This window comes from Geomobilimonas luticola (assembly GCF_018476905.1).
GTDB classification, from domain to species: Bacteria; Desulfobacterota; Desulfuromonadia; order Geobacterales; family Geobacteraceae; genus Geomobilimonas; species Geomobilimonas luticola.
Map to the genome: position 1 here is coordinate 206117 of NZ_JAHCVK010000003.1, position 13430 is coordinate 219546.

At 58.7% G+C, this 13430-nt stretch carries 10 protein-coding genes; 2 read left to right on the forward strand and 8 right to left on the reverse strand.

Features of this window, described 5'->3' with window-relative positions:
• Positions 1-70 precede the first annotated feature (70 nt).
• Positions 71-1921 (reverse strand): phosphoenolpyruvate carboxykinase (GTP), encoded by a 1851-nt coding sequence (locus KI810_RS09990; protein WP_214175388.1) that lies wholly within the window; start codon positions 1919-1921, stop codon positions 71-73.
• 364 nt (positions 1922-2285) lie between these two features.
• On the opposite strand from KI810_RS09990, the gene rd reads away from it, so the two are divergent.
• On the forward strand, positions 2286-2444 hold the full coding sequence (gene rd / locus KI810_RS09995) for a rubredoxin (protein WP_214175389.1): 159 nt from the start codon (positions 2286-2288) through the stop codon (positions 2442-2444).
• Positions 2445-2468: 24 nt separating this feature from the next.
• On the opposite strand, the gene KI810_RS10000 is transcribed toward rd, so the two are convergent.
• Complete coding sequence (locus KI810_RS10000) at positions 2469-2642, reverse strand: hypothetical protein (RefSeq protein ID WP_214175390.1); 174 nt, start codon at positions 2640-2642, stop codon at positions 2469-2471.
• A gap of 155 nt (positions 2643-2797) precedes the next feature.
• Positions 2798-3868 carry a pyridoxal-phosphate-dependent aminotransferase family protein gene (locus KI810_RS10005; RefSeq protein ID WP_214175391.1) on the reverse strand — a complete coding sequence of 357 codons (1071 nt, stop codon included), beginning with the start codon at positions 3866-3868 and terminating at the stop codon, positions 2798-2800.
• A gap of 312 nt (positions 3869-4180) precedes the next feature.
• Between KI810_RS10005 and KI810_RS10010 the strand changes: the two genes are divergently transcribed.
• Positions 4181-5731, forward strand: a complete 1551-nt coding sequence (locus KI810_RS10010; RefSeq protein WP_214175392.1) for a cytochrome c3 family protein — start codon at positions 4181-4183, stop codon at positions 5729-5731.
• A gap of 137 nt (positions 5732-5868) precedes the next feature.
• On the opposite strand, the gene KI810_RS10015 is transcribed toward KI810_RS10010, so the two are convergent.
• The 5 genes from KI810_RS10015 to KI810_RS10035 all read right to left on the reverse strand — a co-directional run bounded on the left by KI810_RS10015 (position 5869) and on the right by KI810_RS10035 (position 13408).
• Complete coding sequence (locus tag KI810_RS10015) at positions 5869-6024, reverse strand: hypothetical protein (RefSeq protein ID WP_214175393.1); 156 nt, start codon at positions 6022-6024, stop codon at positions 5869-5871.
• A 3-nt stretch (positions 6025-6027) separates the two neighbouring features.
• Positions 6028-7482 carry a glycogen synthase GlgA gene (glgA, locus tag KI810_RS10020; RefSeq protein ID WP_214175394.1) on the reverse strand — a complete coding sequence of 485 codons (1455 nt, stop codon included), beginning with the start codon at positions 7480-7482 and terminating at the stop codon, positions 6028-6030.
• A gap of 67 nt (positions 7483-7549) precedes the next feature.
• Positions 7550-8575, reverse strand: a complete 1026-nt coding sequence (locus KI810_RS10025) for a galactose-1-phosphate uridylyltransferase (protein WP_214175395.1) — start codon at positions 8573-8575, stop codon at positions 7550-7552.
• A gap of 41 nt (positions 8576-8616) precedes the next feature.
• Complete coding sequence (locus KI810_RS10030) at positions 8617-10821, reverse strand: glycoside hydrolase family 57 protein (RefSeq protein WP_214175396.1); 2205 nt, start codon at positions 10819-10821, stop codon at positions 8617-8619.
• An 82-nt stretch (positions 10822-10903) separates the two neighbouring features.
• Positions 10904-13408, reverse strand: coding sequence for a mannose-1-phosphate guanyltransferase (locus KI810_RS10035; protein WP_214175397.1), 2505 nt, complete (start codon positions 13406-13408; stop codon positions 10904-10906).
• Between the last annotated feature and the right edge of the window lie 22 nt (positions 13409-13430).

Below are 13430 nucleotides of genomic sequence, written 5' to 3' on the forward strand. Positions count from 1 at the left end.
GCACAAAAAAAAAGAGCCGGGCATGTCGCCCGGCTCTTTACATCAATCCAGCACCAGTGAAGGGAATCGCTTACTCGTTCCACCCTTCTGGATGGACCTCGCCGATCTGTTCCCAGTGCTCGGGCGAGCGCCAGAGACCGGAGAGGATCAGTTCGCGGATATGGAGAAACTCCTTCGGGAGGCGATCGTACATCTTGACGAACAACTCCTCGTGGGAGATGACCTCGTTCTGCCAGACGTCACGGTCAACGGACATGAGCTCGTTGAAGGTCTCACGGGGCATGTCGAGGCCGCTCCAGTCCATATCTTCGTATTTGGGCATCCAGCCCAGCGGTGATTCGACCGCGCCGCACTTGCCCTGGACACGCTCGACAATCCACTTCAGGACGCGCATATTGTCACCGTAACCCGGCCAGATGAACTTGCCGTTGGCATCCTTACGGAACCAGTTGACGCTGAAGATGCGGGGGGGCTTGGCGATGGAGCGGCCGAACTGCAGCCAGTGGGCAAAGTAGTCTGCCATGTGGTAGCCGCAGAAGGGGAGCATGGCAAAGGGGTCACGGCGGACGTTGCCGGTTGCGCCGACAGCAGCGGCGGTAGTCTCGGAACCGAGGGTGGAGGCCAGGTAGACGCCGAAGTTCCAGTTAAAGGCCTGGTAGACCAGCGGGACGGTGTCCTTGCGGCGTCCGCCGAAGATGAAGGCGCTCATCGGCACCCCTTTGGGGTTCTCCCAATCAGGGTCGATGCAAGGGCACTGGGAAGCGGGTGCCGTGAAACGGGCATTGGGATGGGCGGCCGGACGGCCGCAGCCCGGGGTCCACTCCTGACCCTGCCAGTCGGTCAGTTTTGCGGGGAGCTCGCCGTCCATTCCCTCCCACCAGACGTCCCCGTCCTCGGTAAGGGCAACGTTGGTGAAGATGGAGTTCTTCTCGCAGGAGATCATGGCGTTCGGGTTGGTCTTGTAGTTGGTGCCGGGAGCGACGCCGAAGTAGCCGTATTCCGGGTTGATGGCGTAGACCTGCCCGTCGGCGGCCGGTTTGATCCAGGCGATGTCGTCGCCGATGGTGGTCACCTTCCACCCCTTCTCCTGGAACGGCTTGGGGGGGATCAACATGGCGAAGTTGGTCTTGCCGCAAGCACTCGGGAAGGCGGCCCCGACGTACGTCTTCTCGCCGGTGGGAGACTCGACCCCCAGGATCAGCATGTGCTCGGCCAGCCATCCCTCGTCTTTCCCCTGTTTCGAGGCGATACGCAGTGCCAGGCATTTCTTGCCCAGAAGGGCGTTGCCACCGTAGCCGGAACCGAAGGACCAGATGGCGTACTCTTCCGGGAAGTGGACGATGTATTTCTCCTTGTTGCAGGGCCAGGGGACGTCCTTCTCTCCCGGTTGCAGCGGCGCACCGACGGAGTGGAGACAGGGGACGAAGTCGCCGTTCCCCAGGACGTCGAGGACCTGCTTGCCCATGCGGGTCATGATCCGCATATTGACGGCGACATAGGGAGAGTCGGAGATTTCGATGCCGATCTTGGCAATGTTGGAGCCGAGCGGGCCCATGGAGAAGGGGATAACGTACATGGTACGCCCCTTCATGCACCCTTTGAACAGGCCGTGCAATTTCTCCTTCATTTCCTTGGGGTGCATCCAGTTGTTGGTCGGGCCGGCATCGTCCTTGGAAAGACTGCAGATGAAGGTACGGTCTTCAACGCGGGCAACATCGATGGGGTCTGACCAGGCCAGATAGCTGTTGGGGCGCTTTTCCGGATTCAGTTTCCGGAAGGTCCCGCTTTGCACCAGCAGGTTGCACAGGTTGTCGTACTCCTCCTGCGACCCGTCACACCAGTGGATGTTATCCGGCTCGCACAGTGCGGACACCTCCGCCACCCATTTACGCAGTTGCTCGTTTTTAACCTCGTAACTCATGCCTCGTGTCCCTTCTTAATGAAAGTAAATGATGCAGGTTTTTAGGCTTGCTAAAATAGCACAACATTCTGTAAATTCAAAGTAAAATTTACCATTGTTCATTTTGTACCGGTTGACACCCGTACGCCGGGTGTTACAGTGGAACAACAAATCCGTTGCCTCCCCCTGACACCTCACGCAACGACGGGGAATTGCCTGCGGGAACGGAGGAGCAACGCAAACAACAGCGGACAGCCCGCCATGCGGAACACCAAACGCACCACTGTTTTATTTCCTCAAGGAAGCAAAAAGGGAGACAGGGGAACGCGCTACACCCGTCCCCCTGGCAGGTACGGAGACACTATTTCTCAGGGAGGGAAAAGACATGCAAAGTTGGCGGTGCACCATCTGTCAGTACGTGTACGACCCGGCCGCAGGAGACCCGGACAACGGCATAGCGCCGAACACCAGCTTCGAAAGTCTTCCGGACGATTGGGCCTGTCCCATCTGCGGCGCCGGCAAGGAACTGTTCGAGCCGGCCTGAACGGGCCATACTCCAGCTACTCCGTTATTTCTTGGCAGGCTTGATGATGTCTATCTCGGACTTGTCCCCCACTACCTTTACGCGCCAGACCAGTCCGCATTCACCGCATTCTTTCACCGGCGACACTTCGGCAGAGAACCCTTCCGAATGGATGTCGATTTCGACGGCCTTTCTTCCTCCACAGTTGGGACACTTCATGAAAACCTCCTCGCTCTGGCATTCCACATAGTCATCACTGACACTCAATGGGTTCACGGGCAATCGATTCCCGCTATCACAAACTATAGCAGCTAATCGAAGAAAAGCTCAGGACCTGTCGTAACAATATCGGACCGGCGGCGCTCAACAATCCCTCAAGACGGGGAAAGGAGTTCATCCAGGACAGAGAGAAATTCTTCCAGGTCGGCAAGCTGCATGTCCCCCATATGAGGGATACGAAACGTCTTCCCCTTGATTTTACCGTAACCGTCATCAAACGCATACCCCCGTTCTCCCATCCGTTTCTTGAGTGCGCCCAGGTCATCGCCACGGGTGTTGGCAGCGCAGGTAAGAGTCACGGAACGGTAGGGAGCCGCCGGGAAAAAGCCATAGCCCCGATCCGCCACCCATCCCCGCACATGGTCGGCCATCGCTTGGTGGCGCTTCCAGCGAGCATCAAGCCCTTCGGCAAACATGCGGTCCAACTGCAGGTCCATGGCGTAGATTTGGGAAATGCACGGAGTGGAGGGAGTATTGTCTTTTTCATCGGCAGCAGCGAATTCGAGAAAATCGAAATAGTACCCACGCCCTTCGATCGTCTTACAACGATCCAGCGCCTTGTCGCTGGCGGTGAAGACCGCCATTCCGGGAGGGAGGGCAAAGGCCTTCTGCACCCCGAAGATGCAGCAGTCGATCCCCAGTTCATCAACCGGAATCCGGAAAGCACTCATGGACGAAACGGTATCGATGATCGACACGACCTCCGGATAACGGCGCAATACCGCGGCGATCTCGGGGAGCGGTGACATGACGCCGGTGGATGTCTCGTTATGAATCAGGGTTATGGCATCATACCGGCCGGTGGCCAGCGTCGCGTCCACCAACTCCGGGGTTACCGGCTCTCCCCAGGCCACCTTGATCGCATCCGCCTCCTTGCCACAGCGACGGGTAACGTCATGCCACTTGTCGGAAAAGGCCCCGTTGCAGAAATTGGCGCAACGCTTCCCCACCAGGTTGCGGACAGCCCCCTCCATGACGCCAAATGCACTCGACGTGGCTAGGAATACCCGCGTATCAGTCTCAAGGAGCCGCTTCAGCTTCTCCTTTACCCCCCGGTGAAGGACGGCATATTCTGCCATGCGGTGGCCAACCATGGGGGTTGCCATGGCCTGCAGAATTTCCGGTACGACCTCTACCGGACCGGGGATGAAAAGCTTTTTCCTCATGGGGGAACTCCTTTGCCTATGTTGCCTGTATTGCCGCGAAGCTAGCAAAAAGCAGGGGGAATGTCAAGGCGGAGGGGATGGGGAGCGGGCGCTGAGGACTAACGGAAAAGAGGGCAACGACAACATGTGGCACTGCAAATTAAAGGTAGTAAACTTAACAGATTGTCTGGCTCGATGGCAAGATTTTTTTATCTCCGTCCCGTTTTTTATGTTTGACAAAATCTGAAACAGCGTTGTAAATTGTACCGGTTTTCAACACAATTTAGATAGTTATGACGTCATTGCAAATTTTCACAAAGGAGACCATTTACTATGGCCATCAGAAAAACCGCAGGCTACGCCTGGAACATCATAAGCCTGATAGGCATGATTCTGGCGGTCACCGCCACCTGCGCAATCATCGTTTTCCTCTCCTATGAGGCCATAACCGGTGTCGAGAAACCGTACCTCGGCCTGCTGACCTATTTCCTTTTCCCCGGCATGCTCATCTTTGGCCTTCTCCTCGTACCGGTAGGCGCCTGGCGCGTCCGTACCCAGCGGCGCAAGGCGATCATCGAAGGGATGGCGTCGCTGGAGGAGGAGATCCCCCAATACCCCCGCCTCGACCTGAACGAACCCTCCCGGCGGCACCTGTTCATTTTCTTCATCGTGGCGTCCATCATCTTTGTCCTGATCGTTTCCATCGCCTCCCTCAAGGGGTTCGAGTTCACCGAATCCACCTCCTTCTGCGGCGAACTCTGCCACACGGTCATGGAGCCCGAACACACCGCCTGGAGCAACTCCCCCCACGCCAAGGTCAAATGCGTGGAGTGCCATGTCGGCCCCGGCGCGGCCTGGTACGTTAAAGCTAAGATATCAGGCATGCGACAGCTCTTTGCCGTTGCATTCCACACCTATCCGGCCCCCATCGAAACCCCCATTGAAAACCTCCGGCCGGCGCGGGACACCTGCGAACACTGCCACTGGCCGGAAAAATTCTACTCCGGAAGACAGAAAGTCTTTTATCATTACGCTCCCAATGAAACCAACATGCCGCGCGAGATCAACATGCTGATCAACATCGGCGGAACGCCCAAAACCCCCCATGCCAAGGGCATTCACTGGCATATCGGCACCGAGGTCAAGTATATCGCCCGCGACAAGAAACGTTTCGACATTCCCTACATCGCGGTCATGGGGAAAGATGGCAAGATCACCGAATACATGGACACCGATAAACCCCTGACCAAGGATGAGGTCACCAAGGGGGAAAAACGCTTGATGGACTGCACCGACTGCCACAACAGACCGACCCACATCTACCGCTCGCCGAGCCAGGAGATGGACGAGAATTTCGTCTCCGGGCACATCGACCAGTCGCTTCCCTTTATCAAGAAGGTTGCCGTGGAGTTGCTGAGCAAGCCCTACAAGACCTCCAGTGAGGCTATGACATCCATTTCCAAAGGGATTCCCGAATATTACGAGAAGAACTACCCCGCCGTAGCCAAGGGGAAGGCGGCAGCCATCAAGAAAGCGACTGTCGAGATCCAGGAAATCTACAACCGGAACTTCTTCCCCGCCATGAAGGTATCGTGGAGCACCTACCCGAACCACATCGGCCATTTCTATTCGCCGGGATGCTTCCGCTGCCATGACGGCAAACACAAGTCACCTGAGGGCAAGGTCATCTCCAAGGACTGCAACCTCTGCCACACGGTCCTCGATCAGAAGCAGGAGAACATCCCCGCCGGCACCCAGGTCAAAAACTTCGTTCATCCGGTAGATATCGGCGACGAACTGTACAAGACCAACTGCAGCGACTGCCACATGGCGGGTGGTCACGACGTCACGAGCGAGGGGTCCGGAACCATCCCGAAACACTGACCCCCCTACAATACACTGAACATAAGAAAGCCCCCGGAGTTTCGACCGGGGGCTTTCTTATTGGACTAAAAAACTTTGCGGAGAAAGGCTCTCCGGTGGTTCCTTCGCGTTTTCGCGGTAATGACAGTCCCGCGGCACTACAACTCCTCGGCCACCTCCGGCCCCTCATCGTCAACAGTCTCCTCCGGCTCAAAATCATCATCCAGCACCCGTTCGAGGAATTTCCGGTTGTCATCGAGAAGCTTTCTGACTTCCTTCTCCAGTTCCGCCAAGTCATCCTTTTCAATCGTCATGTCTCATAACCTCTTTGTAGCCAGTGCATTGCGATAGAGCCGCTCGTACTCGGCGGCCGACTGCAGCCAGGAGTAATCCCTGTTCATGCCGCGCCGGACCATTTTTTTCCAGGCATCCCGCTGCCGGTAAGCCTGTAGCGCCCGCTGAAGAGTCTCCCAGAGCGCTTCCGAGGTAAAATCATCAAAGCTGAACCCGTTGGGCTCCCGCACCCCGTCCCTTCCATCGAACACCGTGTCCGCCAGGCCGCCGGTTTTTCTCACCACCGGCACCGCCCCATAGCGGAGCGCTATCAGCTGACCGAGACCGCACGGCTCGTAGTGGGACGGCATGAGGAAGATATCGCTTCCGGCATATATCTGCCGGGCACAAGCGGAGTCGTAGCCGATATTGAGCGAGATATTGCCGGCACCCCTCGCCTTGAAATCTGCAAACAGCCGGTGATAGGATTCGTCACCCGCGCCGAGCAGTACAAACTGCACTTTTTCCGCTGCAAGGCGGGGGAGGAGTTCCACCAGCAGGTCAATACCTTTCTGGGACGCCAGCCTTGTCACCATGCCGACAAGGGGAATATCCGGCACCTCCTCCAGACCGAGACGCTTCTGCAGACCCTTCTTGTTTGCCGTCTTCGCCGCCAATGCCGCGGACGTGTAGGTCTTGAAGATGTGCCGATCGGTTGCCGGGTCCCACTCGTCAGGGTCAAGGCCGTTGAGGACACCATACAGATCGTCTCGACGCTCCGCCAGCACCCCCTCCAGCCCGCACCCCTGTTCAACGGAAAGGATTTCATTGCAGTAGGTGGGAGAGACGGTCGTGACCAGGTCTGCTGCCAGGATCCCCCCCTTCATGAGATTCACCTGGTCATAGAACTCCAGCCGGTCAATGGTGAAGTACGACCAGTCGAGTCCCATTTCCGCCAGGGATGTCTTGGGAAACAGCCCCTGATAGGCAAGGTTATGGATGGTAAAAACGGTCGCCGTGTTCATGAAAAACGGGTCTTCCCGGTGTTCATACCGGAGCAGGACGGGAACCAGGGCTGTCTGCCAGTCGTGACAATGGAGTATGTCGGGACGAAAATCCATCCTTTTCAGCAGGTCGAGTATCCCCCGGCAAAAAAAGGCGAAGCGCTGGTGATTGTCCGGATAGTCGCCAGCCGGCGTTCCATACAGATGGTCACGATGAAAAAACCCCCTGTTTTCCAACAGGTAGACCGGGATATCGGCAGAAGTGCTCTGCCGGAGAAATCCCTTGTGGGTGCTCCCGCCCAGGGGGATCTCGACGCTCTTGCGCCCCTTGTGGATGGGAAACGGTCCTTCACCAACGGTTTTGTACAGGGGAAGGATGATGCGGACATCGTGCCCCAGACCCTTGAGGGCAACGGGGAGCGAACCGGTGACATCCGCCAGTCCGCCGGTCTTGGCAAAGGGAGCCACTTCAGAAGCGACAAACAGAATCTTCATTGCACAGCCTCACACACGTGCGGACAAAGGTAGCCGCAGATTCTCCGGGGAACACCTGCACCGGGTTTCAGACCTCCGCATCCCGGAGAAAAGTCGCCGCATCCTCCGGCGACGTCGGGTTGATGAAAAAGCCGGTCCCCCATTCGAAGCCGGCAATCTGGGTAAGTCGCGGCACCAGTTCGATGTGCCAGTGATAGTCATACTCGATTGAGGTCCAGTAATTCGGCTTTCCCAGCCGGTCCTGGGTCGGTGGTGCCGTGTGGAGAATGAAGTTGTAGGGAGGGTCCTTGAGAACCGTTTTGAGGCGAAAGAGCATCTCCTTCATGGCTACCGCAAGCTCCGCCAGATCTCCGTCCCCGAGCAGGGCGAAATCATGGGAGTGGCGCTTGGGGTAGAGCCGGAGTTCGAAGGGGAAACAGGAGGCATAGGGGGTCATGATGACGTAATTGGCGAACTCCCGCACGATCCGGTCACCGCAGGAGATTTCAAAATCGATGAGGTCGCAGAAGATGCACCGATCCTTGGCATCGTAAAATTCACGGCAGATCCGGAGTTCGGTCGCCGCCACCGGCGGTGTGAGGGGTACGGCGATGAGCTGGCTGTGGGCATGGGAAAGGGTCGCGCCGGCCCGGGTACCGTGATTCTTGAACAGCACCATGTAGCGAAGCCGCCTGTCCTGACGCAGGTCGAGAAAGCGGGCGCGGTACGCCTTGAGCACGTTGGTTATCTCCGCAGGGGCCAGGTCAGCCAGTCCCCGATCATGGTCCGGCGTCTCGATGATGATCTCATGGGCACCGATCCCGTCCATGACGTCATAGGGGCCGTAACCGCGGCTCTTCAGTTCCCCCTCCACCCGCAGTGCCGGATACTTGTTCGGGACGACCCGCACCTGCCAGTTTGCCGTGTTGGGTGCCCCTGAAGGACGGATGGCGAAGATTTCCCGGGGGGTCTTGTCCTCGTTGCCGTAACAGAAGGGACAGCTGGTCTGGACACCGGCTTCGGCCTCCACGGGGAAGTCCCGGGGACGGCGCCCCCGTTCCGTTGCAATAATCACCCAGTGAAGTTTCAGGGGGTCCCAGCGCAGTTCGGACATGAAATGTATCCTCTTTTTTCAGTTTCCTACCACACAATGAACTATATCAGCCAGTTTTCAAGTTCTATGTCCGGCCCCGCGTACTTCAGCACCATGGGGGCATCCGTCGGCCAGCGCCCCACCTCTTCCCGACCGCGAACCAGGGTAAGATAGGCGAACAGCTTCCCCCCCGGCGCCAGCTTGATGGCATCGACGGGAATCGCGATCTCGCAGACCCGGGCAATTTTCCAGACACAGGTAATGCCGGTATCTGCCCATCCCCCATCCTCTTTGCACTGCAACTTCGCCTCACCACCCCCCATATCCATGGTGACCCGCCATTCCCGCTCGGTAAGGAGGTGGATACCGAGGCTGTCCCCTGCATGGAGGGAGCGGTCGAGAGAGGAGACTCCGTCGATCCTGAAGTAGAGGTTAGTGCGGTCGAAGCCGTAGAAAAACGACTGCAGGAGGCTTTCCGCGGCGTGCATGGCCGAGGCCTGCTTGGTCAGGTCGTAGAGACCGGCTGCCAGCCACTCGAAATAGTCCGCCACCAGTCCGTTGACGATGGGGGTAATGAGAGCCGCCGGCTCCCGCACGAAACCGGCCGGGCTTTTCTGCTTTATCGGCTGGTACAGTTCACGGGGGATTTCCTTGCCGAGCAGGGTGTAGACGTGTATCAGGTATTTCCGGAACAGCGCATCGAAACGGTCGCTGTGGGGAGAAAAGTGGTCATCGCCGTACCACCAGAACCAGTCGCTCCCCTCCGCTGCATAAAGAGCCCGGCAGAGTTGCCGGCGCCGGTCATCGACCGTCGCGGAAGGGTCGAGGGCTCCTCCTCCGGCCGACAGCAGGTTCGCCATCTCGTCATCCAACTCCACTGCCGCGGCCCGGGCTCGCGCAAGGTAATCCCATCCCAGGTTCTCCTCCGGGTGGCCGACCCAGATTCCGTAGTTGGCATTGATCCAGGAGCCGGGATAAATGTGCTGGAGCACCTGCCGGGGCGCCGACCGTTCGAGGATCTCACTGAAGGTTGCCAGCTGCAGCCCCTTTTCGGCGGCAATTGCCCCGTACAGCCGGGGAAGGAAAGGGTGGCCATTGTCGGGGTAATACTCCCAGGCGTTCTCGCCGTCCAGGATGACCGGCACGACCCGGGCGTGGGGAGCCCGCTGGCGCAAATCGAGCAGCCTGCCGACGAAATCCCCCGCTGCCCGTGCAGCATCCCACTGGGAGTAGGTAAACCCGATCAGGTCGGAGAGGGCATGGTCCCGGAAGAAGAGTCCCAGCCGCCGCTCTCCCGACTGGAAGGCATAGGGCTGATAGAGGTTCTCCCTTCCCTGACCAAGACCGCCGGCAAGCGTGTGCACGAGCACACCTTCATCGGTGGCGGCCCATTTCAGACCGCTTTCGGCAATGATGGTGAGGGCCTCGTCGCTCACTGAACCCTCCGACGGCCACATGCCGGTCGGCTCGAATCCGAAGGTATCCCTGAAGTAGGCGATCCCTCCGGTCACCTGGGCACGGGCATCTTCGGGATAGCGATAGGGCTGTGAAGGGAGAGTCACCCTCGGCATGGCCGTCTGGGCGCTTTTCATGTCGCAGAGAAGCGGCAGGATCGGATGGAAATAGGGGGAGACCGCCAGCTCGGCTTTCCCTTCCTCGTGCAGGCGCCGGTAGAGCGGGATGATCTCGTTGAGTATCTCCCGGTGTGTCGCAAACAGGAGCGCCTTGTCCGCCGGGCTGAAATGCCTCCCCTTGTCCACCAGTCTCTGCAGGGCGGGGTAACGACGGCGGGCTGCCTCGCCGGTCCAGGCGAGGAAAAACCAGACCTGCAGGTCGAGGAGTTCCTGTTCCCGGAAGTGACGCAACCGGTCGGAGAGTCTCGTTGCGGCACCGTCCCCCGCCAGGTAGAGCAGCTCCAGATACCGGGGATAGGGTTCTATCATCCGCTGGCGATTGGCGGAAAAAAAGTTCTCCAGGAGAAAGAGCCGGTCCTCTTCGGCCATCTCGGCCGGCGCCATCTTACCCCGTACCAGAAAGGGATCGACCGCGGTTCCGCCGGCATAATCCCGAATCTGCTCCAGAAGCGACGGCACCAGGTTGAAGACGACCTTTGCCCCCGGCGTCTCCGCCACGATGGCGGCCATGTCGTAGTAGTCCTTGACCGCATGGAGGTAGGTCCAGGGGAGGAGATACTCCCCCCGGACCGGCTCCTTGTAGTAAGGCTGGTGCATATGCCAGAGAAAGACTATGGAAAGGGGCTCGGCCATGGCAATCCCGTTCGAGGTTCGACGTCAGCCAGGGAAAAGGATGTGGAGCGTTGAACGTTGAACCCGGAACATTGAACTACGGTTAAAGTTCCTTCTTCCACTTCTCGACCTTTTTCTTGTATTCATCCAGCAGTTTCTGCGCCGCCTTCGGCTCCTTGGCCTCGGCTACGATGTGCACCACCGGCAGATACTGGTCCGGCAGAACCAGCGCCCAGTCCTGTCCGAAATGCACCTTGATGCCGTCGATGAAGGAGGCTTCCTTGTCCAGGCTGTCCTCGCTCATCTTGCGCATGATCCCCCCCTTCAGTTCGAAAACGCAGGGGACGGAGGTCTGGAGAAAGGCTCGCCGCGGGACATCGGCCAGAATATGGGAAAGGGGTTTGCCGACCGCTGCCAGGAGTTCGATCGCCTTGCCGATGGCGAACATGCCGTCGAAGGCAGCCTGGAACTTGGGAAACGCGAACCGGCCATCCATGGACCCGGCCATGACCGCTTCGGGCGAAAGGGTCGCCTCGATCATGGCCCGCTCGCTGCTCTTGGTCCTGACCACGGCGCACCCGCGCTCCTGGGCCATGATCTCCACGGTGGAGGGGGCATGAACCGGCACCGCGAAGGTTCCCTTCTGGCCCGCCTTGAGCGTCAGGGCAACGAACAGCTCCAGCAACCCGGACCCCTCGTAAATGGCCCCCTGCTCGTCAACCAGGGTAATCATCTCCGCACAGGGACTGAGCCAGATCCCCGCATTGGCCTCCAGGGTGGCAACGATCTTGGCCAGCTGCTGAAGCCCGACGGGACGTTCTTCGGTGGTCTTGGAGCCCCGCTCCTCGTCCACATAGGCATTAAGGCTGATGACCTCGATCCCCAGGTCATTGAGAATGGGGGGAAACACCTGGCCCGCCGGCGAATGGTTGAAGTCGATGACGATCTTGAATTTCCCCTTCCGGATGCCTGCCTGGTCGAGCCCCCGGGTTATCCCTTCGCGGTAGAAGTCGACGACCTGCGGCAGCTCGGTGATCCGCCCCGGTTCCGTATGGTGGGCACGACGGAAATTTTCCTTGAAAAAGACCCGTTCGGTGTTTTTCCCCATGGAACTGGAAAAATCGAGACCATCGCTGTCGAGGAAGATGATCTCGGTGGACGCCGGATCGTCGGCCGCCTGCCGGAAGTAGACCCCCCCCAGTTCGCCGAAGGTCTTCAGCTTGTAACGGACGATGGGCAACGGCGTCATCAGCAGGTCCCGCACATTGACGCCGGCGGAAAGGATGCCGCCGATGAAGCTCCGCTTGAGCATGCGCGAGGCGAGGTACGCATCGCGGCCGGCGAGCACGAACCCCCCCTTGGGGAACGACGTGCCGTAGGCGCATCCGAGCTTGGCCACGAACTCCGGGGTCAGCTCCACGTTGGTGAGCCCCTTGATCATCGCCCCTTCGAAGAGGGACTTCTTCCACTTTTCCCCCCATATGAGGTTGGCGGTGACGATGGCCCCCGCCTCGATCACCTTGCGCGGCCAGACCTTCACGTCCTGCTTGATGTACACTTCCTCGCCGATGGAGGTCTCTTCTGCGATGATGACCCCCTCGTCAATGACGACACTCTGACCGACCCGGACGTTATTGCAGATGACGCAATCATTCAGACGTGTCCCCTTCTTGATGTACACGTTGTCCCAGATCACGCAGCGGTTGAGCTTGGCCCCCGGCTCGATGGTGCAGTTGCGGCCGATCACCGAATCCTTGATATGGGCCTCGCCGAGGATCTGGGAGTTGTCGCCGATAACCACGGTCCCCTGAAGATGGGACGGATCGGCCAGGCGGACATCGGCCCCGAGGCGCAGGTCGCGACCGACGAAATCCTGTTTCGGCTCATCGATCCTGACATTGATCCGCCCTTTGAAGATGTCGTGGTGTGCCTCGCGATAGGAGTCGGTATTGCCGATATCCCGCCAGTACCCCTTGGCGGTGAAGCCGAACAGTGGTTCCCGGTTCTCCAGCAGTTTCGGAAACAGGTCCTGGGAAAAGTCGAAGTTCTCCCCCTCGGGGATGTAGTTGAAAATCTCCGGCTCCAGCACATAGATGCCGGTGTTGATGGTGTCGGAGATCACCTCTCCCCACCCCGGCTTTTCCAGAAACTGGGTGATCCGGTGCTCCTTGTCGGTGACGACGACGCCGAACTGCAGGGGATCCTTCACTGACGTGAGGGTGATGGTCGCCAGGGCCTTGTTGTGCTCATGGAAATCCATCACCTTTTGCAGGTTGAAGTCGGTCAACAGGTCGCCACTGATGATGAGGAAGCGGTCATCCAGGTACTTTTCGGCGCATTTGACCGCACCTGCCGTCCCCATGTCCTCCAGGGGGGTTACATAGGTGATCTTGACGCCGAAATCGGTGCCGTCCCGGAAGAAATTCTTGATTATGTGGGGCTGGTGGTAGAGGAGCATCACCAGGTCCGTGATTTCGTACTTCTTCAGCAGTTCAACTATGTGGAGCATCATGGGGCGGTTGAGCAGCGGGACCATGGGTTTCGGCAGACTGTTGGTCAGGGGCTGGATGCGGGTGCCGAAGCCCCCCGCCATTATCACGGCTTTCATGGCATAGACTCCTTTGTCATGT

Coding starts and splice junctions, on each gene's coding strand:
- KI810_RS09990 (WP_214175388.1), bottom strand. CDS start 1,921: ATGAGTTACGAGGTTAAAAACGAGCAACTGCGTAAATGGGTGGCGGAG.
- rd (WP_214175389.1), top strand. CDS start 2,286: ATGCAAAGTTGGCGGTGCACCATCTGTCAGTACGTGTACGACCCGGCC.
- KI810_RS10000 (WP_214175390.1), bottom strand. CDS start 2,642: ATGAAGTGTCCCAACTGTGGAGGAAGAAAGGCCGTCGAAATCGACATC.
- KI810_RS10005 (WP_214175391.1), bottom strand. CDS start 3,868: ATGAGGAAAAAGCTTTTCATCCCCGGTCCGGTAGAGGTCGTACCGGAA.
- KI810_RS10010 (WP_214175392.1), top strand. CDS start 4,181: ATGGCCATCAGAAAAACCGCAGGCTACGCCTGGAACATCATAAGCCTG.
- KI810_RS10015 (WP_214175393.1), bottom strand. CDS start 6,024: ATGACGATTGAAAAGGATGACTTGGCGGAACTGGAGAAGGAAGTCAGA.
- glgA (WP_214175394.1), bottom strand. CDS start 7,482: ATGAAGATTCTGTTTGTCGCTTCTGAAGTGGCTCCCTTTGCCAAGACC.
- KI810_RS10025 (WP_214175395.1), bottom strand. CDS start 8,575: ATGTCCGAACTGCGCTGGGACCCCCTGAAACTTCACTGGGTGATTATT.
- KI810_RS10030 (WP_214175396.1), bottom strand. CDS start 10,821: ATGGCCGAGCCCCTTTCCATAGTCTTTCTCTGGCATATGCACCAGCCT.
- KI810_RS10035 (WP_214175397.1), bottom strand. CDS start 13,408: ATGAAAGCCGTGATAATGGCGGGGGGCTTCGGCACCCGCATCCAGCCC.